Source organism: Homoserinimonas aerilata (assembly GCF_006716125.1).
GTDB lineage: Bacteria > Actinomycetota > Actinomycetes > Actinomycetales > Microbacteriaceae > Homoserinimonas > Homoserinimonas aerilata.
The window spans coordinates 1,973,632-1,992,913 of sequence record NZ_VFOM01000001.1 but is presented as its reverse complement, the minus strand read 5'-3'; the positions used below and the strand labels follow the sequence as shown (position 1 = coordinate 1,992,913).

18 protein-coding genes, 1 tRNA gene and 1 other RNA gene are annotated in these 19,282 nt (G+C 66.2%); 10 read left to right on the top strand and 10 right to left on the bottom strand.

Annotated features, from left to right (window positions below; translation table 11 throughout):
• Positions 1-619 precede the first annotated feature (619 nt).
• The 9 genes from FB562_RS09345 to FB562_RS09305 all read right to left on the bottom strand — a co-directional run bounded on the left by FB562_RS09345 (position 620) and on the right by FB562_RS09305 (position 6,907).
• Positions 620-1,666 carry a hypothetical protein gene (locus FB562_RS09345; protein ID WP_141880859.1) on the bottom strand — a complete coding sequence of 349 codons (1,047 nt, stop codon included), beginning with the start codon at positions 1,664-1,666 and terminating at the stop codon, positions 620-622.
• A gap of 130 nt (positions 1,667-1,796) precedes the next feature.
• A complete protein-coding gene (locus tag FB562_RS09340) occupies positions 1,797-2,552 on the bottom strand; it encodes a hypothetical protein (protein ID WP_141880858.1) in 756 nt (251 codons plus the stop codon).
• A gap of 61 nt (positions 2,553-2,613) precedes the next feature.
• Positions 2,614-2,859, bottom strand: a complete 246-nt coding sequence (locus tag FB562_RS09335; protein ID WP_141880857.1) for a hypothetical protein — start codon at positions 2,857-2,859, stop codon at positions 2,614-2,616.
• Between the two features lie 270 nt (positions 2,860-3,129).
• A complete protein-coding gene (locus tag FB562_RS09330; protein WP_141880856.1) occupies positions 3,130-4,257 on the bottom strand; it encodes a tyrosine-type recombinase/integrase in 1,128 nt (375 codons plus the stop codon).
• Positions 4,254-5,894 (bottom strand): ATP-binding protein, encoded by a 1,641-nt coding sequence (locus tag FB562_RS09325; protein ID WP_141880855.1) that lies wholly within the window; start codon positions 5,892-5,894, stop codon positions 4,254-4,256. Before FB562_RS09325 ends, FB562_RS09330 begins: the two co-directional genes overlap by 4 nt.
• The gene (locus tag FB562_RS09320) at positions 5,891-6,130 is read right to left on the bottom strand and encodes a hypothetical protein (RefSeq protein WP_141880854.1); all 240 of its coding nucleotides are present in this window, start codon (positions 6,128-6,130) and stop codon (positions 5,891-5,893) included. Before FB562_RS09320 ends, FB562_RS09325 begins: the two co-directional genes overlap by 4 nt.
• Positions 6,127-6,504 carry a hypothetical protein gene (locus FB562_RS09315; RefSeq protein ID WP_141880853.1) on the bottom strand — a complete coding sequence of 126 codons (378 nt, stop codon included), beginning with the start codon at positions 6,502-6,504 and terminating at the stop codon, positions 6,127-6,129. The genes FB562_RS09320 and FB562_RS09315 overlap by 4 nt, the downstream gene beginning before the upstream one ends.
• A complete protein-coding gene (locus tag FB562_RS09310) occupies positions 6,501-6,710 on the bottom strand; it encodes a helix-turn-helix domain-containing protein (protein ID WP_141880852.1) in 210 nt (69 codons plus the stop codon). The genes FB562_RS09315 and FB562_RS09310 overlap by 4 nt, the downstream gene beginning before the upstream one ends.
• Positions 6,707-6,907 (bottom strand): helix-turn-helix domain-containing protein, encoded by a 201-nt coding sequence (locus FB562_RS09305; RefSeq protein ID WP_141880851.1) that lies wholly within the window; start codon positions 6,905-6,907, stop codon positions 6,707-6,709. The genes FB562_RS09310 and FB562_RS09305 overlap by 4 nt, the downstream gene beginning before the upstream one ends.
• 123 nt (positions 6,908-7,030) lie before the next feature.
• Here FB562_RS09305 and FB562_RS09300 point away from each other — a divergent pair, with 123 nt between their 5' ends.
• Positions 7,031-7,618 carry a hypothetical protein gene (locus FB562_RS09300; RefSeq protein ID WP_141880850.1) on the top strand — a complete coding sequence of 196 codons (588 nt, stop codon included), beginning with the start codon at positions 7,031-7,033 and terminating at the stop codon, positions 7,616-7,618.
• A 2-nt stretch (positions 7,619-7,620) separates the two neighbouring features.
• Positions 7,621-8,850: a tyrosine-type recombinase/integrase gene (locus FB562_RS09295; protein ID WP_141880849.1), complete on the top strand. Its 1,230-nt coding sequence runs from the start codon at positions 7,621-7,623 to the stop codon at positions 8,848-8,850.
• Between the two features lie 97 nt (positions 8,851-8,947).
• On the opposite strand, the gene FB562_RS09290 is transcribed toward FB562_RS09295, so the two are convergent.
• Positions 8,948-9,032: transfer RNA gene (locus tag FB562_RS09290), tRNA-Ser, on the bottom strand.
• Positions 9,033-9,205: 173 nt separating this feature from the next.
• Here FB562_RS09290 and FB562_RS09285 point away from each other — a divergent pair.
• The 8 genes from FB562_RS09285 (at position 9,206) to FB562_RS09250 (ending at position 19,064) form a co-directional block, all read left to right on the top strand.
• Positions 9,206-10,192, top strand: coding sequence for a helix-turn-helix domain-containing protein (locus tag FB562_RS09285; protein ID WP_141880848.1), 987 nt, complete (start codon positions 9,206-9,208; stop codon positions 10,190-10,192).
• 221 nt (positions 10,193-10,413) lie between these two features.
• Positions 10,414-11,526 carry a sugar ABC transporter substrate-binding protein gene (locus FB562_RS09280; RefSeq protein ID WP_185740498.1) on the top strand — a complete coding sequence of 371 codons (1,113 nt, stop codon included), beginning with the start codon at positions 10,414-10,416 and terminating at the stop codon, positions 11,524-11,526.
• An 82-nt stretch (positions 11,527-11,608) separates the two neighbouring features.
• Entirely contained in the window at positions 11,609-13,156 is a 1,548-nt protein-coding gene (locus FB562_RS09275; protein WP_141880846.1) for a sugar ABC transporter ATP-binding protein, read from the top strand.
• Position 13,157: 1 nt separating this feature from the next.
• Positions 13,158-14,210: an ABC transporter permease gene (locus FB562_RS09270; RefSeq protein ID WP_185740497.1), complete on the top strand. Its 1,053-nt coding sequence runs from the start codon at positions 13,158-13,160 to the stop codon at positions 14,208-14,210.
• A complete protein-coding gene (locus tag FB562_RS09265; RefSeq protein ID WP_141880844.1) occupies positions 14,207-15,664 on the top strand; it encodes a benzaldehyde dehydrogenase in 1,458 nt (485 codons plus the stop codon). The genes FB562_RS09270 and FB562_RS09265 overlap by 4 nt, the downstream gene beginning before the upstream one ends.
• A gap of 54 nt (positions 15,665-15,718) precedes the next feature.
• Positions 15,719-15,815: signal recognition particle sRNA small type (ffs, locus tag FB562_RS09260), an RNA gene on the top strand.
• A gap of 37 nt (positions 15,816-15,852) precedes the next feature.
• Complete coding sequence (gene pta, locus FB562_RS09255; protein WP_141880843.1) at positions 15,853-17,946, top strand: phosphate acetyltransferase; 2,094 nt, start codon at positions 15,853-15,855, stop codon at positions 17,944-17,946.
• Positions 17,943-19,064 carry an acetate/propionate family kinase gene (locus tag FB562_RS09250; protein WP_141880842.1) on the top strand — a complete coding sequence of 374 codons (1,122 nt, stop codon included), beginning with the start codon at positions 17,943-17,945 and terminating at the stop codon, positions 19,062-19,064. The genes pta and FB562_RS09250 overlap by 4 nt, the downstream gene beginning before the upstream one ends.
• Positions 19,065-19,282: the final 218 nt, after the last annotated feature.

Here is a 19,282-nt window from a genome sequence, read left to right as displayed (position 1 = left end):
GCGACGCGCGCATATGTTACGGTTTCCAGAAAGGCGGCCAAGGGCCGCAGCTTTGTGCTGCCTAAAAAGGAATGGTAGGACAACGCGTTCAATCAGCGCGCGCAATCTCGTGCCAGGTGGAACCCTTGGAGAAACCTGATTATTTGGACTGAGTCCAACTAATAGAGAGAGAAATCCTTGCTGTCCCCAGGCGGAGGTACGGGCGACTTCTCAAAAAGTCTGGCTTGGCCGCCGAATGGAGCCCGTCGAAGCATCGTGAACGGTGCGCCAGCTGGCGGCGATGGGGCCGGCGTTGAGATAACGATGGCCGCCCCTCCTCGCGGTAGGGGCGGCCATCCGGCAAGAGGCACGGCTAATCAGCTTGGCGGTTCGCAGTCGTCGATGCCGAGGACAAGGGGCACGATCTGGAACTGCCCGGATCTTCCGCAGGCACAGCGCGGACTTCCGCTAGGTCGGCTGATCTCCATAGCATGATCGGCGCAGCAGACGGCGTGGCCAGCGCAGTCGCGATGAGTACCCATGAATGATGCGGGAGCACCACAGGCGGTGCCCTGGGAGTCTTCAACCTCGCAATTGGAACCTCTCACGCTCACACCCGCGCTGACATCGGCCGCAGCCATCAGTAGATCCTCTTCCCGTCACGGGCGAACATCTCGATGGGAACTTTCAGAGGCGCCGGTCGGTAGTTCTTTAGGGCGCTGTCATCGACCACATACTTCACCGCGACCTCCCTCGGGGCCTCGGCGAGCTTCTTGTTGTTCGTGTCGATGAGCTTGCCCTCTTCGGTGTATCTGGCATTCACCTGGTCTTGTGCGATGCGGATCTCCTTGACGGTGGATAGCGACTCGCTCTGCTGCTCATTCAGTGTCTCGAAGTGGTCGCTCCACCTGCTGAGCTCTGCCGCGCCGCGCGCCTGCTCGTTCGCGGTGTAGGTCATGCCATCTTCCAGCTCGCCGGCCAGACGAAGCTGCTCGGCGTATCTCTCTGTAATGCGCTGCTCTACACGCTCGCGCTCATCGCCCTTGGTGACCTGGGCAATCAGCACGTCGGAGAGGGCAAGCCCGAGATCTTTCGACAACTGCACGAGTCGGTTGTACTCGTCCTGGTCCTCTTTTAGATCCCTCAGCGCATCATTGACATATTGCTGAGATAGGTAGTCGAGGCCCGATTCGAGCATGTCGTCATACATGTTCGAGATGCGTTCTTCGGTCTTCTCAGCGTTCTCCTGCCACTGGGAATAGAACGCGCCAGCGGCCGCACCAAGTCCGGCGAGAGCGAGGCCCGCGCCGGGAATGGCGGTGGCCAGCCCACCGAGAGTGGACTGTGCCATATCGGCGATCGAGTCCATCGACCCATCGAAGCTGGAGGCGGTCTCAGCGAAGTTCTGCCGGGCCTCATCCTTGAACGACTCGACGTGATCGGATGCACCCTTGAAGCCGTCGCGGGTGGAGTCCTTGACATCCTTCTCGATCTTCTTCGCGTCGCGGGAGATCTCCCGCTGCGCGTCTGAGAATGACTTCTCCAGCTTTTCGCTGGCCTTCGCCCCGTCGCGGGATACGTCGTCGAGAGAGTCGGCGACCTGGTCGAGTGACTTCTCGACATCCTTCGTGCCGCGCTGGAAGTCGCGGGTGTTCGCCGCGATGTCGAGGGTGAGTCCCTTAGCCATCGGTCGACCTCGCAGCGGTGTTGGTGGTGGTGTTCACGGTTTCGTTCCTTTCGTGTGATGTTGGTATTGCTGGTGGGCCTTGGGGCCGCTCGACGACATCACCATGATGGTTTTGCGGCCCCAAGGGGTTTTATTCGGCCGTGAATGGCTGGCCGTCGAGGGTGAGCGCGGCACGTACCGCGGCACGCCTGGTTGGGTGTTTGAAGTCGGGTCCGGTCTCCGATGCGAGTGTCTCCAGGTACTCGTCAACAGCCACAGCGTGACAAGGCACGCAGGATCGCAACTGCAATGCCGTACGGGGATCCTCTGGCCGCCCCATGAAAACCTGGTTGGGCAGGCCGGGCAGCAGACTCCGCTTCTCAATCGGCCCGTTCCGCGCCGGGTCGCACTGACCGCAGACAGGGCACGTAGTGCGTCGCTGATGGGCCGCATCCGCGCGACGAGCAAGCTCCGCAGTGTCGTGGGCGCGCAACGCGATGCCGAGGGCCGTTTCGTGAAACATGAGCTCGACGAGAGTGGCGCGTTCGTCCCGGACAATGGCATCTGCACGGGCGCTGACCGTGGCATCCCGGTGGTGGGCGAGTAAGAGGCCCTGCTGAATCCGTGTGAGCCCGGCTGCAACGTCGGCAAGGTTGGTATCGGCCGGGCGCTCTTCGCGCGGGTATGCCGTGTCGTACTCAGCCTCGGCTCGTCGACGGGCGACGCTCTTCACATAGTTCTCGATGTCGGCGGGGTAGCGCGCCGCCTCGGCGCGTGAGGTCACATAGTGCTCGCGCAACGGTTCGGGGATGAAGAACGGGGAGTCCTGGTCCTCGAAGCCCGGGGGCAGGCCATCCTGCTCGGTGCCAGTTTCCGGCTGTGCTTTCTTTGGGGTGAAGAGTCCCAATTGACTCATCCTTTCTGTTGTGGGGTGAGGGCCTGCTGATGCGGGCCCTCACCCGGGATGGCTAGACGGTGAGGGTGTCGAGGTAGTCGGACACGGCGGCGGAACGGTCGACCGTGGCTGCGCGCTCGGTCAGTTGTGCCTGGATGACCTGGTAGCACGCGACGCAGCTCAGCACCCGCAGGTCGGCGGTTGTTTGCCTGGAGTTGAACGCTTCCAAATCCCTCACTGCGACGATGTTTCGGCTGTTGTTGTTGTACGCGAGGTCGTAGGAGACTTCACAGATCGGACATACTTCTTGGTTAGCCACGGGCTGAACCTTTCTTTTCGGTGTTGATGTGCTGACGAGGGCCGGCGTCAGCTCCGGGGGCTGCGGGGTATGTCGCAATAACGGCGCGGGCAAGCTGCACGAGCGCTCTGTCTCGGGCGCTTGGGGCCTCGGGGAACCACATGCGCCAATAAGCGACCTGCGCGCGCAAGAGGGTAGCGACGGCCTGCGGAAGCGGGTTGCCCGCTGCGGCCACCTCGAGGCGGGCAGCGGCATCTGCGAGCTGCGCGACAGCGACCTCAGAGCGGGCGCTCACGATGCCACCGCGTCGACGAGGCGGCGCATGCTGCCCTCTTCAATCCGCACGTAGACCTGAGTCGTGGCCGGCGACGCGTGGCCGAGCAGCTGCTGCACGGCGAACACGTCGCGGTCGACCGCGTAGATGCGGGTCGCGAAACGATGCCGCAAAGCGTGCATCGTGACGCCGGCAGGTAGGAGCCGTGAGATGAGCTTGCCGATGTGTCCCGGGGATATGTGGCCGTGGTCTTGGCCGGGGAGAACGTAGCCCCCGGGGAGCGCGCGGAGCATGGTGACGTGGTTTGGTGCCAGCGGCAGGTAGCGCTGATGGGCACCTTTGCCGTGCACTGTGAGGGTCCACTCGCCGTTGCGGTTCATGAGGTCCTTTGAGTGCACCTGGGCGACCTCCATGCGGCGCAGTCCCAGCTCCGCAGCGAGCACGAGGGCGACCCGTTCCCGCGGTGATGAGAACGCGAGAGCCTTCTTGTATTCCTCTTCGAGCGCCGGCCGCGGGAGGTGCGTGCCTCGACGCACGACTGGGAGCTTGGCTGCGGGACTGGACTCGATGCGACCCGATTCGACCGCCCATGCGTAGAACGTGCGCAGAGCCGAACGGTGTGCACGTCGGGTCTCTGGTGACCAACGCTTGCCGCTCATCCACTCGATGAGGTCATCGAAGGTTGCGTCGAGCGGTGCGAGACTCGCGTTGTCCCTGGCGAAGCGGTTGAGCTGCGCCATCCGCACGCTCACGGTTGTGCGCGGCAACCCGATAGAGCGCAGGTACGCGCGGAACGCGTCGAGCTCCGGGCGCCACGCCTCCGGCACAGGAGTCTGCTGAGTGACGTAGCTCGGCTCCGCGCTGGGGTCGTCGACGGTTCTGCCACTGGCAGTTGCCCATCGATAGAAGGCACGAATGGATGTCCTGAGCGAGAGCATCGTGCTGCGGTTCGAGGTCGTGCGATCGAGCCATCCCCGGATGTCTTCATAGGTCACCCGCCACGGGCTCATACCAATCGAATCGGCGAACCGGGTGAGGTGCTTGAGCCTGGTCTCGACTGTGCCCTCTGCATAACGTGCCGCGCGCTGGGCAGTCGCGAACGCGGCAATAGCGTCGCTCCATCTGTCTTCGGATGTGTACGTCATGAGGTTGTCTCCTTCTCGTTGGTGGTGTCACAGGTGGGATGGGTCGTGGCGCCGCTCGACGCGAGGGCAGCGTGCATTGGCTGACCGCATACGGTGCATTGTGTGGCGCCTATCGCCGTTAATTTGTAAAGGTGGCCGCGGTTGCTGCGCTCCTGCGGTCGATAGACCTCGACACCGGATGCGGCCAGCGCAGGCGTGAGCCGTGAAAGCTGCTCGGCGACGGCTCGCGGGGTCTTAGGCCAGTCGACGGGGTGCTTGCCGTCTCCGAACTCCTTGAGCAAGTCCGAGCAGGTGCCTTCCCATCGGCCGGCAGATCGGACTAGCTCAACGAGCGCGGTGGCGAAGGAGTTGCCGTCGACGACATCGCGGGCCGCAGAGGTCGTCGCTGTCAGGTAGTCGCGCAGCGTCTGCCAGCCCGCCACCTGGTCGATTGCTGCAAGCACCTGCGCGAAATCCGCCATACGCGGCTTCTCTTTGAGCTCCACATCAGGGAGCGCCTCGAGCACCTTCGCCAGGAGATCGAGCAGAGCGCCCAAAGTCATGGCGCGTATCTTGTCCGCTGCGGCGGAGACCTCCGCATCCGTGAGCCTGTGCCGCTTGCTGATCGGCTGAAGCTCGATCGGCAGCAGCCGATCAGCAACATCGCCCTGCAACGCGCCAGGGTCAATCGTGGTGATCACGATCGGCCGGCGAAACTTGAGCACGCTAATCGAGTCGTCGCTGTAGCGTTCGCGACGTACGAAAGCGGCGCCCGTGACTGCCTTGCACAGTGCGTCTTGAAACCAGGGCGCCATGCGGCTGATGTTGTCGAGACCGATGCCGTAGGCATTGAACGCCGATACGGCCCAGTTCTCTTCGTCGCGCGGCTGCGACTGCATGGAAGCTGGGGATGGGTCGATCAGCGACAGTATGAGCGTCGCCGCGGTCGTCTTGGCGGTGCCCTGTTGGCCCGTCAACGCCAGGATGGGGTGCGGGCTGTCGACGAGCATCGCGCCAATGAGCCATCCGACAATCAGGCGGAAGCCGGACTCGTCGACGTTCAGCAGCGCGCGGAGCTTCTCGAGTGTCCCGGTGCGAGACGGGGACGGCAGAGCGAGTGTGGCCTTAGTGCGCCTAAACAAGATCGGCGCGCTCTCGACGATCTGCCAGCCGTCTGCACTTACAACGACCGCATGAGCGTCTGGTGCGCCCAGATCGAGCACGACACTCTCCTCGTGCTTGCCGAGACGAATCGCGACCCGTGCCTCGGTAGCTTGGAGGGCATCGCCCTCGAGCACAGCCAGGGCATCCGACAGTGCGCCGCCGGATGCTACGCGCCCCTTGTCGTCGTAGTAGGCTGCGGCGAGTTGCTGGCGGAGCCCGCCGTCGCCGCGCAGGCCGAAAGCGATGCCAGGAAGGGAATGCTGAACGGCATAGGTCTTGCTGTCGTCGCCGCGCACGACCGTATAACGGGAGCGAGCAAGGCGCACAATCTCTGTCGCTTGGCTCGGGCCCGACTTCAACCGCTCGGCCGCTGAGCCCTCAACCTTCGCCGGCTCTTTGTATAGCTCCGGCTCAAACACATCCGGAACGGGGTAGCTCTCTTCGGGCTGGGGCGCATCGATGATGTCGTCCCAGCCCGACTGACCCTTGCTCACTCGTTCGGTCTCGCCAGCAGCCGAGCCCGCTCGTCACTCGACTGCCACGCCGGCGTTGTGACGCGCGTCCTGAGAGCCCTCGCCTCTGCGGCGAGCTCGGCCCTTTGAGCGGATCCTGCGGGGGAGGCGTCGGCGCGCTTCATGAGAGCCTCGCTTCGCTGCTTGAGGATCGCCGCAGCCTCGGAGGGAGACGGTCCGATCCGAGATGCGAGCAGTGTTTCGCCTGGATCGCTCATGACGCCGCACCGATGGTGACGACGACCGAGTCGAGCGCAGCTCCGGCAACATCCTCGAGCTGCGCGATCGCCCGTGCGAGCCGCACGGCGGTCAAGGGTGCGAGGTGAGCAGGAACGCCGTTCGTATCGAGGACAAGCCGGGGGGCGCTGAACGACTGGCCCAGGGAATCGCGATACTCGAACACGGCGAGCCAGAGGTTGACGCTCCGACCTTCCTTAGTCACCACGGCCTCACGCGTATCGAGTACGTGCTCGCACTCGATACGCCCATCCTCGAGCTCCTCCCACGAGCCTTGCTTCAGATGATCTATCTGGCACCACGTGAACGTGCGGCAGGGGCCTGCCTCGAGCGGGGCCGCTGTCGTCGCGCTCATCGTGTCACCGCCGTGCGACCGTCGAGCATTGCGATGAAGCGCTCTCGGGGGATGAGCACGCGGCGACCGAATCGGACGGCCGGCACCTCGCCCGCCGCGATAGCACCACTGACAGTTCGGGGATTGATGCCCAGAATCTGGCCTGCTTCTTTGAGTGTCAGCGTGGCGACGGGGGAGCGCCGGGCCTCCTCAAGTGTCGAGATCATCGCGCCGCCTCCGCCCCGAGTTGCGCAGCGAAGCGCTCCTGCTGGAGTACAAATTCATCAAGGGCATCGCGGCGATACATGACCCTGCGCCCGAGCTTCATCGAGTTCGGGCCTGTGCCCATCGAGCGCCAGTAGTGGAGCGTTCCTATCGGAACGTTCAGATACTGAGCGGCCTCTGCCGTTGTCAGCAAATCCATCTCAACCTCCTAATTAGCTTGGTCTTACTATGACGTACCAAACTAACCATGTCTAACTAGGATTAGTCAAGCCCGTCAGATCAAATAGTTGGATTCCCGTGACGGCAGTGAAAGGATGTGCCGGTGAGTGAGAAACAATATTCAGGCCACCTCAGCCCACTGCGCCCAGAGGCCATCGTCGAACTAGCACCAGGGCTGCGGGCGATGTTGCCGTGGTACTTCAGCACCGAAGACACGGAGGGCTACGACGTTGAGCTCGCGCTCGACGCGGACGAGACGGGCAAGCTCACTACGGAATCCATCACTGTGAGGAGGCGCGCTGGAGGGCGCCCAGTCGACGGCGCAGGACTTCGCAGCATTCGAGTTGCCGAGCTATTCCAAGCAGCTGCAAGTAACGCTGTGCAACTCGCTGACGCCAATGACGGCGAGAACAAGATGTCACTCGACCCGGTGGCGTTACTCGCGAATCACGCGGCACACTCGATCAACACCGAGAACCCGCGCATCGCGGGGCCCGGTGGATCCCTAAACGACGAGATGCTCAAGGCCGTGGCAACCCTCTTCAAAGCAGCCGAAGTGAGTGGCCTCCCTCCGCAGAAGTACGTCATGGACGCGCTCGAAGTCCCCCGCTCAACCGCCGGCTATTGGATAGCGCAAGCTCGGAAGCGGGGGCACCTGCCGCCCTCCTCGCGCTCAGGGGTGAGCAAATAGCCGTGGCGCGCTCAGCTGCGCGGAGCAGGAGGCGAGGCGTCGGCTCGATCACCAGCTACAGCACGAAAGCCGGAACCCGCTGGCGGTGGCAACTGCGGGTGCCGCTGAACACCGAGCATCCCGAGGACGGGGAGAGGCAGGCAGGAAAGGCCGGCTACCTCACGGCGGAAGCAGCCGACGATGCGCTCCAGGAGGCTCGGAAGAAGGTCAAGGAGCACCGCACAATCTCGCGCGAGGGCCCGCCGACGATCGGCAGCTACGCGCAGAACTGGCTCGACGGGCTCAGCCTCGAGAACTCCACCGTCTACGGCTACCGCAAGATCGTGCGCAACCACGTCACCCCGTACCTCGGCAGCATCAAGCTCGACCAGCTGACCGCGACGAGGCTCGCCCGGCACTATCGCGAGCTAGGCGAGACCGGCCGCAAGGACGCCCACCACGTCGGAGAGGGCCTGTCTGCGAACACGGTCAATAAGGTGCACGTCGTCATCGGTGCTCTGCTCGACGCCGCGCTCGACGACGGCCATCTCGCGGTAAACCCCGCACGGAAGTCACGCACGGTGAAGGCACCCACAGGCAAGCAGATCAGAGCGCAGCGACCCGAGATCGTGACGTGGACAGCTGGCGAGCTGCGCGCCTTCCTCGACTGGGATAGAGACGTATTCCAAGACGAGCTGCACGCACTCTGGCACCTGGTCGCTCATACCGGCATGCGACGCGGCGAAGCGCTCGCGCTGCGCTGGGGCGACCTCGACCTCACTGGCCAGCGTGTCAGCATCCGGCGCGCCGCCGACTCAACGATGCGCAACGCAGCGAAGTCGACCAAAAGCGGCAGCTCCCGTGTCGTCGACATCGACGAGGAGACGATCAACGTGCTCCGCACCTGGAAGGCCAGGCGCGGCGCCCTATCGCTCGACCTCGCACGGGCAGGCGCATACATCTTCGGCAACGCCGCAGGAGAGATGCGCGGCCCGAACGAGGTCGGCGCACGGTGGAGCTACCGGGTGAAGCGAGCCCGTCTCGAGCTCGGCCCCGATGCGCTTAAGCCGCTCACGATCAAGGGGCTGCGGCACACTCACGCGACCCTGCTGCTCGAGCTCGGTGTTCACCCCAAGGTTGTGCAGGAGCGGCTGGGGCACAGCCAGATCAGCACGACGATGAACATCTACTCGCACGTCACGCCGACCATGCAGAAGGATGCCGTCGCACGCTTGGCGCAGCTGCTGTCGTAGCCCGCTCAGGGCCGCTGTTGCATATCTCGTTGCATGAAGCCCAAGCACGCGATGCGCACGGGGCCTACGCGCCCGAGAACTCGGGGGAGAGAAACGGCGGAGAATGGGGGATTCGAACCCCCGAGGGCTTGCACCCAACACGCTTTCCAAGCGTGCGCCATAGGCCACTAGGCGAATTCTCCTGGTGCGTCTCGACCGCTGTGCGGCGTCGACCTCACAGAATCTTACGCGATTGTGGGATGCCCTCGTGCCGCCCGACCCTCCGCATCCGTTCTCGCCTTCTCCAGGGGCGGATGCGTGCGCCGTTTCTCGCCTACAATCGACCGTTAATCCGTACCGGCGAAGGAGCTGATCCGTGGAGCGCGGCCCGATCGATGTGTTGAACCCCGTTCAGCCTGCCGTGCCGCCCCAGCCGCTGCGATTCTCGACCTCTCATGTTCCTGCCGCCGAGCGGCTGGCCGCGTGGGAGGAGTACAACGAGCGCGAGCTGTTCGGGCTGCGCGCCTCGACGCTGTCGCAGGCGGGCCTGTTGGCGACGCAGACCAACCTGGAGTTGACGCGCCTGCGCTTCACCGAGATCGTCGGCAATGATCATGTGATCGAGCGCACGCAGAGCAACATCGCGCAGAAGCCGGTCGATTCGATCATGCTGTGTCTGCTGCTGGAGGGCGACGCGTTCTTCTACCACCCGGAGGGGTGCGAGACACTCACGGCGGGCGACGCTGTGCTGTATGACACGGAGCGGCCGTTCATGTACGGCTTCTCCTCGGCCATGCGTCAGGTGATCCTGGAGTTGCCGCGCGATGTCGTGCTGGGCCGGTCCTCGTCGGAGGATGCGTTCCGGCCGAGGGTGTTGCGGCTCACCGATTCGGTTTCGGCGTCGACGCATGCGCAGGCGGCGGCCCGCAGCATCCGCGGTGCCATCCTGTCGCCTCCCGATGACGTGTCGTCGCTGGAGGAGTCGGTGCTCGACCTGTTCGGGCTGATCACGGGTCAGGCGGCGACGTCGGGCACGAGCGGCTACCTGCTGGCCGCGAAGGACTTCGTGCGCTCGCACCTGGCCGAGCCCGATCTGTCGGCGTCGCGCCTCGCGCGTGCGGTGGGGCTGAGCGAGCGGCATCTGGCGCGGGCGTTCGCCGGGGAGGGTTTGACGCCGGCCCGTTTCGTGATGGATGCGCGCCTCGCGCGGGCGAGGCGGCTTCTGGAGGAGAACCCTTCCGCCGTTGTCGCGCAGGTCGCGGCGGCTGTCGGCTTCGTGTCGTCGGCTCATTTCTCGCGGGCCTTCCGGGAGCGTTTCGGATGCTCGCCGAGCGAGGCTCGGGCGGGCGAGCTCGCCTCCTAGGCCGCCGCTCCTGGGCGCCATGCCCGAGCCGAGCCGAGCCGAGCCCGCATCGCACCCGCGCCAGCGGCATTCCTTGTCTGCGCCTGACGGGTCTCTTGCCTGGTCCGGACATCCGCCCCACCGCGCGCCGCAGCTGGGCAGGATTGCGGGCAGATCAGTGGCAGCGGGCATCCGTTCTGCTGCTCGGGTCCACCGACGCACCCACAGTGAAAGGCACACCCATGAAGAGTTCACGGTCCAGGGCCGTTTTCGGCCTTATTGCAGCGCCCCTCCTGATCGCATCGCTTGCCGCGTGCAGCAGCGAGGATGCCCCGGCCGCCGAAGGGCCGGCCGCCGCGGTCGACACGGCCGCCCTGCAGACGATGATGGACGAGTTCCAGCAGCCGCTCGACGAGCAGGTCCCCGAGAGTTCGCCCGCGATCGCGCAGGGTAAGTCGATCGTCGTGATTCCGTGCACCTATGCCTCCGAGGCGTGCGCCCGCGGCGCCGACTCCGCCATGGAGGCGGCCGAGTTCCTCGGCTGGGAGTCGCGCATGATCGACCCGGGCGGCAACCCGGAGAAGTCGCGGCAGGCGATCGACCAGGCCATCCAGTTGGGCGCCGACGGCATCATCTTTACGGCCGCGGTCGGCGACCAGCTGTCGGACAAGCTGGTCGAGGCGCGCGAGGCCGGCCTCTTCCTGGTCAACAGCATGTCGCCCGGCGATGAGCGCTTCGACGCGGACATCACGCCCGACGAGGATGTCTCCGGCAAGATGTCGGCCGCGGCGATCGCGCTCGACAGCGGCGGCGACGCGAAGATCCTGGTGACGACCGACCCGGCGTTCCCGTCGATCGCCTCCCGCACGGTGGCCTTCGAAAAGTGGCTGCCCGAGCTGTGCCCGGGCTGCGAGATCGTGGAGACCCTCGAGACGCAGATGTCGCAGTTGCAGTCGGGCCTGCCGCCGCAGATCCAGGCGACGCTGACGGCGAAGCCGCAGATCGACTACATCTGGACGCACACGGGTGCTGCGGTGGTCGGCAGCCAGGCGACGGTTGAGCGCAGCGCGAGCGGCGACACCATCAGGATGCTGTCCTTCGACGGCAACTCGGCGAACCTCGAGCTCATCATGAACGGCAAGAACCAGTTCATGGATGTCATCAAGCCGATGGAGTGGGGCGGCTACCTGATGGTGCACCAGATGAACCGGCTGTTCCAGGGCGACCTCACTTCGTATGAGTTGAGCAACATGCCGAAGCGTCTCGTGACCGCGGACTCGATGCCTGAGCTGCCCTGGACGGGTGACTCCAACTGGAAGTCGGGTTTCGAGAAGCTCTGGACCGCCGCCGGCTGATCGCACCCCACGCCACCCCGCCGGGCCGACACCGGTCCGGCGGGGCCCTCTTCCTCATCGCCCCCAATCAAGGAGCAGCACCATGAGCGCAGCCCTCCGCATCGCGAATGTCTCCAAGACCTTCGCCGGCCAGCGCGCCCTCGACGATGTCACGGTGGAGGTCCCCGCGGGCGAGGTGACCGCCCTGCTGGGCATGAACGGTTCCGGCAAGTCGACGCTCATCAAGATCCTCGCGGGCGTCTATGAACCGGATGCCGGTGGCCGCGCCTGGGTGGGCGGGCGTGAGCTCGCGCTTCCTTCGACGCCCGCCGCGTCGCACGCCGCTGGCCTGCGCTTCCTGCATCAGGATCTCGGCCTTGTCGACAGCCTCACGGTCGCCGACAACTTCGCGCTCGTCGATCGTTTCATCGCCCGCGGTGTGATCGCGCCGATCAACCGCCGCGCACAGTTCGCGCATACTGCGGCGACCCTCGACCTCTTCGATCTGCACGTGCATCCGGGTGCCCTCGTCGGCGAGTTGTCGCCGTCGGTGCGCACCATGATCGGAATAGCGCGGGCGTTCCAGTCGCGTGACGCCGGCCTCGATGCGTTGCGCGATCGCATCCTTGTGCTCGATGAGCCGACGGCGTCGCTGCCGGCCGACGAGGTCGACACGGTGTTGCGGATGCTGGAGCGGCTGCGTGAGCGCGGCGGCACCACCATCTATGTGAGCCACCGCATAGAAGAGGTGCGTCGAATCGCCGACAGGGTGGCGGTGCTGCGTGACGGGCGGCTCGTCGCCGATGAACCGCTGGGCGCGCGCGACTCGCACGAGATCGTCTCGCTCATCGTCGGCCGCCCGCTGGAGAAGGTGAAGCTGGCCCGTGCGGAGCAGCGCGAGGGCGACCCCGTGTTGCAGGCGTGGGGCCTGCACGGGTCCCGGCTCTCCGGGGTCGACTTCAGCGTGCGGGCCGGCGAGATCGTCGGCGTGACGGGGCTCATCGGATGCGGGCGCAGCGAACTGGTGCGAATCCTCGCCGGGGCACAGCAGCCGGATGCGGGCGAGATGCGATTCCAGGGGAGCGGGTACAGTCCGGCCGGGCCCGCGGATGCTGTCGCGCTGGGGGTCACCTGCGTGCCGCAGAATCGCAGGAGCGACGGCGTCGTGCTCGACATGGGCGTCGCCGAGAATCTCACCCTGGGCAGGCTGGCCCGCCACACACGCCTGGGCAGTATCGACCGGGCGGGGGAGCGGGCGGCAGCCGCCGCACTCTCCGAGCGATTCCTGGTGAAGGCGGCCGGCCCGGCCACCCCCGTGCGCAGCCTCTCGGGTGGCAACCAGCAGAAGGTCGTCGTCGCCCGCGCCGCGAGCGGCGACGTGAAGGCCATCCTGCTCGACGAGCCATCCCAGGGTGTCGACGCGCTGGCCACCCAGGAGATCGCGAACATCCTTCGCGGCCTCGCCGAATCGGGAGTGGCCGTCGTGGTCGCCTCCACCGACTACGACGACCTCGTCGGCCTCGCCGACAGGGTCGTGGTGCTCAACAGGGGCCGCCAGGTGGCGGAACTCGAGGGCGCCGACATCACGGGCGACAGACTCGCCCTCGCCTGCACGGCGAATGAAACCGTCACCATCCCGGGAGGGGAATGACATGACAACGTCAACACGCGCCTGGGGGTTCTCGAGCCTCATGCGCAACTACGGCATCGCCGTGTTCCTCGTGCTCATGGTCGTGGTGTTCTCGGCGCTCATGCCGGGCACCTTCGCCAGCGCGGGCAACTTCCGGCAGATCCTCGCCGACCAGGCCGTGCCCGGCATCCTGGCGCTCGCCGTCATCCTGCCGCTCGCCGCCGGCGAGTTCGACCTCTCGGTGGGGGCCAATCTGGGCATCTGCACGATCCTCGGAATCGTGCTCGCCGCATCCGGTGCCCCCATCATCGTGGTCATCGCGGCGACAATCCTCGTGGGGGCGGCCATCGGTGCGATCAACGCCTTCATGACCATCGTCGTCGGCGTGAACGCGTTCATCGCGACACTCGCGATGGCCACCATCCTGGCCGGCCTCAACCTGTTGCTGACGAACAGCACGCTCATCATCCATGGCTCAGACGAATTCTCGGCGCTCACGAACACGCGCATCGAGGGCATCCAGCTGGTCATCGTCTACTTCGCCGTCATCGCGGTCGTGCTCTGGTACCTGCTCGAGCGCACCCCCTTCGGTCGCTACCTGCGGGCCACAGGAATGGGGCGGGATGCCGCCACGCTGTCGGGCGTGCGCACGAAGCGATACCTGGCGGCCGCCTTCATCGGTGCCGGTGTGCTCGCCGGAATCGCCGGAACCCTGCAGGCGTCCCGCGCCGGAAACGCGACCCCCGACCTCGGGCCCGAGTTCCTGCTGCCCGCCTACGCGGCCGCATTCCTCGGGGCGACCGCCATCCGCGCCGGCTACTTCAACGTGTGGGGCACCGTCATCGGCGTCTACCTGCTCGCCGTCGGCGCCAACGGGCTCATCATCCTGGGCGCCAAGACCTGGGTCACGCACGTCTTCAACGGCGTCGCCCTGCTCGTCGCGGTGAGCGCGGCCACACTCGTGCAGCGCAACCGTGCGGCGGCACGGAAAGCCGCGCAACCACCCCAATCCAGCACTCAGGATGCCCGCGCAGACTCAGAAAACAAGGCAACGACCACAAGGAGCACCCCATGACACTGCTAGCGACCTCCCTCTGGCAGGGCAAGATCTTCATCGACGGCTGGACCGACGGCGAAGCCGGAACGTTGCCCGTCGTCGAGCCGGCCACCGGACGTAGCCTCGGAACGGTCGGAGCCGCATCCGTCGCCGACGTCGAGCGCGCCGCGACCTCCGCGGCGAAGGCGCAGCGCGAATGGGCGCAGCGCACCCCCGAAGATCGGGCCGCAGTGCTGCGCCGCGCAGGCCAGCTGTTCGAGCAGCACGCCGACGAGATCCAGGGCTGGATCATGCGCGAATCGGGCGGCATCCCGCCCAAGGCCGGCCTCGAGACGCACATCGCCGCGAACGAATGCTACGAGGCATCCGCGCTGCCCTCCCACCCGCACGGCGAGGTGCTCACCAGCAACGAGGGCCGCTGGTCGTTCGCGCGCAGGCTGCCCGTCGGCGTCGTCAGCGTCATCGCCCCCTTCAACTTTCCGCTCATCCTGTCGATCCGCTCCGTCGCGCCCGCCATCGCGCTCGGCAACGCGGTACTGCTCAAGCCCGACCCCCGCACGGCGGTCTGCGGCGGCGTCGTGCTCATGCGCATCTTCGAAGAGGCCGGCCTGCCCGCCGGCGTGCTCCAACTGCTGCAGGGAGGAGCGGATGTCGGCAGCGCGGTCGTCGAAGCGCCCGAAGTCTCCGTCGTGTCATTCACCGGCTCCACGCCGGCCGGCCGCAAAGTCGGAGAAGCCGCAGCCCGCCACCTCAAGCGCGCGCACCTCGAACTCGGCGGCAACAACGCCCTCATCGTGCTGCCCGGCGCCGACCTCGAGAAGGCCGCCTCCGCCGGAGCCTTCGCCAGCTTCATGCACCAGGGCCAGATCTGCATGACCACCGGCCGGCACATCGTGCACGAAAGCCTCTACGACGCCTACGTCACCCGCCTTGCAGAGAAAGCGGATGCCCTCACCGTCGGCGACCCCGCCACCGGCCAGGTCGCGCTCGGCCCCATCATCGACGAGAAGCAGCGCGACCGCATCGCCGAGATCGTTGACGAATCCGTCGCAGCCGGGGCACGCCTCGCCGCAGGAGGAACATCCGAGGACCTCTTCTACCGGCCCACCGTGCTCGCCGACCTCACCACACAGACGCGAGGCTGGGCCGACGAGATCTTCGGACCCGTCGCCCCCGTCATGAAATTCGGCACCATCGACGAAGCCATCGAACTGGCCAACGCGAGCGACTACGGCCTCGCCGTCGGTATCCTCGGCGACGTCGGGCAGGCCATGGAAGTCGCCGACCGCATCCACGCCGGCAAGATCCACATCAACGAACAGACCGTCTCAGACGAAGCCAACTCTCCATTCGGCGGCGTCGGAGCATCCGGAACCGGCTCGCGCTTCGGCGGCGCCACCGCCAATATCGAGGCATTCACTGAGGTGCAGTGGCTGACCGTGCGCCCCACGATCGCGGACTACCCGTTCTGAGTAGCCTCGCAACAGTGGTGCACACCAGCGGGTGTCTGCGTCAGCTAAACTAGAAACGGCTCCTCGCGTGGCGCCATCCAGGCCAACTCCCCCAGGGCAGAAATGCAGCAAGGGTAACCGGGCTCTGGCGGGTGCGCGAGGGGTCTTTTCTTTTACGGCGCAACTCACCCGCCGCGTAGGCTGACAGGGTGGCTCGCAACATCTACATCACCTCCGCCGAGGGGCATGCCGGCAAGTCGACGATCGCCCTCGGGTTGCTCGAAACCCTCAGCCACGAGGCCGGCAGGGTGGGAGTGTTCAGGCCGGTGACGCGCTCGACGGTCGAGCGCGACTACGTTCTCGAGCTGCTACTCGCTCACGACGGCGTCGAACTCGAGTACGACGACTGTGTCGGCGTTAGCTACGAAGAGGTCCATGACGACCCGGATGCCGCCCTGTCACGCATTGTCGAGCGCTTCAAGGCGGTCGAGCGGCAGTGTGACGTTGTCGTCGTGCTCGGCTCCGATTACACCGATGTCGGCAGCCCGACCGAGCTGTCGTACAACGCCCGCATCGCCGCCAACCTGGGCGCCCCCGTGCTTCTGGTGCTCGGCGGCCAGCACAGCGAGACGGGCGCCCGCAGCCCCGACGAGTTGCGCCAGGTGTTCGGCCTGGCCATGCAGGAGCTTGAGGGGGCTCACGCCCACCTGGTGGGGGTCATCGCGAATCGCTCCGATCCGGATGCGCTCGATCCGATCATCCGGGAGCTGACGGATGCCGCGGCGGGCGCCGTCCCCGTCTGGGCGATCCCCGAAGACGAGTTTCTGCTGGCCCCCAGTATGGAGTCGCTGCTGCACGCGGTCGACGGCACGCTGATCAAGGGCGACCGGGAGTTGCTGCACCGGGAGGCCCTCGGCGTGGTCATGGCCGGCATGTCGATGGAGAACTGTCTGACCCGTCTGATCGAGGGCTCCGTTGTTGTTGTCGCGGGTGACCGTTCCGATGTGTTGCTCGCCCTGCTCATGGCGAACGCGTCCGACACCTTCCCGTCGCTGGCGGGCATCATCCTGAACGGTGGTTTCGACCTGTTGCCGCAGATCGAGCGCCTCATCGATGGGCTCAGCTCACCGCTTCCGATCATCCGCACCGAGTACGGCACCTACGACACCGCCCGCCGGGTCACCAAGACGCGAGGTCGACTGGCCGCCGATTCGCCGCGCAAGTTCGACACGGCGATCGCCCTCTTCGAGCAGCATGTCGACGCGCGGCTGCTGCTGGGACGCCTCGAGGTGAGCCGTTCGGATGTCATCACGCCGCTCATGTTCGAGTACGACCTTCTCGACCGGGCGCGCTCCGTGCAGAAGCACATCGTGCTGCCGGAGGGTGGCGACGACCGCATCCTGCGTGCCGCGAGCACGCTGCTGCGGCGCGGGGTCGCGAAGCTCACCATCCTCGGCGACGAGACGGAGGTGCGGGCGCGTGCGACCGGTCTCGGCCTCGACATCGCAGCGGCGAGCATCCTGAGCCCCTTCGACCCGGAGCTGCGCGAGCGTTTCGCCGTCGAGTACGCGAAGCTGCGCGCGCACAAGGGTGTGACGATCGAGGATGCCCGCGAGACGGTCACCGATGTGTCGTATTTCGGCACCATGATGGTGCACCTGGGCCTCGCCGACGGCATGGTTTCGGGCGCCGCGCACACGACGGCCCACACCATCCGACCGGGCTTCGAGATCATCAAGACGAAGCCGGATGTCTCGGTCGTGTCGAGCGTGTTCCTCATGTGTCTCGAAGATCGCGTGCTCGTCTACGGTGACTGCGCCGTGAACCCCGACCCGAATGCGGAGCAGCTGGCCGACATCGCCATCTCGTCGGCGGCGACGGCCGAGGAGTTCGAGATCGAGCGGCGCATCGCCATGCTGTCGTATTCGACGGGGGAGTCCGGCACGGGCGCCGATGTCGACAAGGTGCGCGAGGCCACGGCGCTTGTGCGTTCGCGCCGCCCCGACCTCAAGGTGGACGGGCCGATCCAGTACGACGCGGCCGTCGACGCCTCCGTCGGCACCTCCAAGATGCCGGGCAGCGAGGTCGCGGGGCGGGCGACCGTGTTCATATTCCCTGATCTGAATACAGGCAACAACACCTACAAGGCGGTGCAGCGCAGTGCTGGCGCCGTCGCCATCGGGCCCGTGCTTCAGGGGCTCAACAAGCCCATCAACGATCTGTCGCGCGGCGCCCTCGTTCAGGACATCGTCAACACCGTCGCGATCACCGCCATCCAGGCCGCCAGTCAGGAGCCCCAGTGACCCAGGTATTCGTCGTCAACTCCGGCTCGTCGTCGATCAAGTACCAGTTGGTCGACCTCGACACCGAGAAGGCCGTCGTCAGCGGTCTCATCGAGCGCATCGGCGAGCCGGGCGGCGGCGCGGGCGATCACACCGAGGGTATGAGGCAGGTTCTGGATGCTCTGGGCCCCGATCGCGAGATCGTGGCCGTCGGTCACAGGGTCGTCCACGGGGGCCCGCGCTTCTCCTCCGCGACCCTCATCGACGACGACGTCGAGGCTGAGATCGATCGACTGTCTGCGCTCGCGCCGCTGCACAACCCCGCGAACGTCCTGGGCATCCGTGCTGCGCGTGCCGCCCTGCCGGATGTGCCTCACGTCGCCGTCTTCGACACCGCGTTCCACCAGACGCTGCCCCCGGAGGCGTACACCTACGCGATCGATGCGGAGGTGGCGGAGAAGTATGAGGTGCGCCGCTACGGCTTCCACGGAACCTCGCACGAGTATGTGTCGCGGCAGGCGGCCGTGTTCCTCGACCGGCCGCTGGAGTCGCTGAAGACGATCGTGCTGCATCTCGGCAATGGCGCATCCGTCACCGCTGTCGACGGGGGCCGCTCGGTCGACACCTCGATGGGATTGACCCCGCTGGAGGGCCTCGTCATGGGTACCCGCTCGGGCGACATCGACGCGGGCGTGCTGTTCCACCTCGCGCGGCAGGCGGGCATGGGCGTCGACGAACTCGACACGCTGCTCAACCGTCGCAGCGGACTGCTGGGACTCACCGGCACGGGCGACATGCGCGATGTGCAGGAGGCGGCCGCGCAGGGCGACGAGCAGGCACTCGCAGCGCTCGCCGTGTGGAGGCACCGCATCCGCCACTACATCGGCGCTTACATCGCCGGGCTCGGCGGGCTGGACGTGCTCGTCTTCACCGCCGGCATCGGCGAGAACAACGCGCTGCTGCGCCGCCGGGCGCTGGCCGGCCTCGAGTTCCTGGGAATCGAGATCGACGACGACCGCAACGAACTGTCGTCGCGGGTGGCGCGCTTCATCTCTCCGGAGGGCGCGCCCGTTGCCGTTCTTGTGGTCCCCACCAACGAGGAGCTCGAGATCGCCCGCCAGGCCGCCGCCTTCGCCTGACGCCCGCCCGCGCGCCACCTTCCGTCAACAGGAGATCTGGGGTGACGCGCGGTGTTTCAGTGCGCAATTCCGGGGTGTCGGCTCTTTTCTCCTGCAGAGCGAATCGCGCGGTGTGCTGAGGCGGCGGATGTTCACCCGCCAGTCAACATCCGCTCGCTCACCCGCCCCGCGCATCCGCCCGCCACTCTGCCCTGCCGGCCCCGGCATCCTCCCGCTCA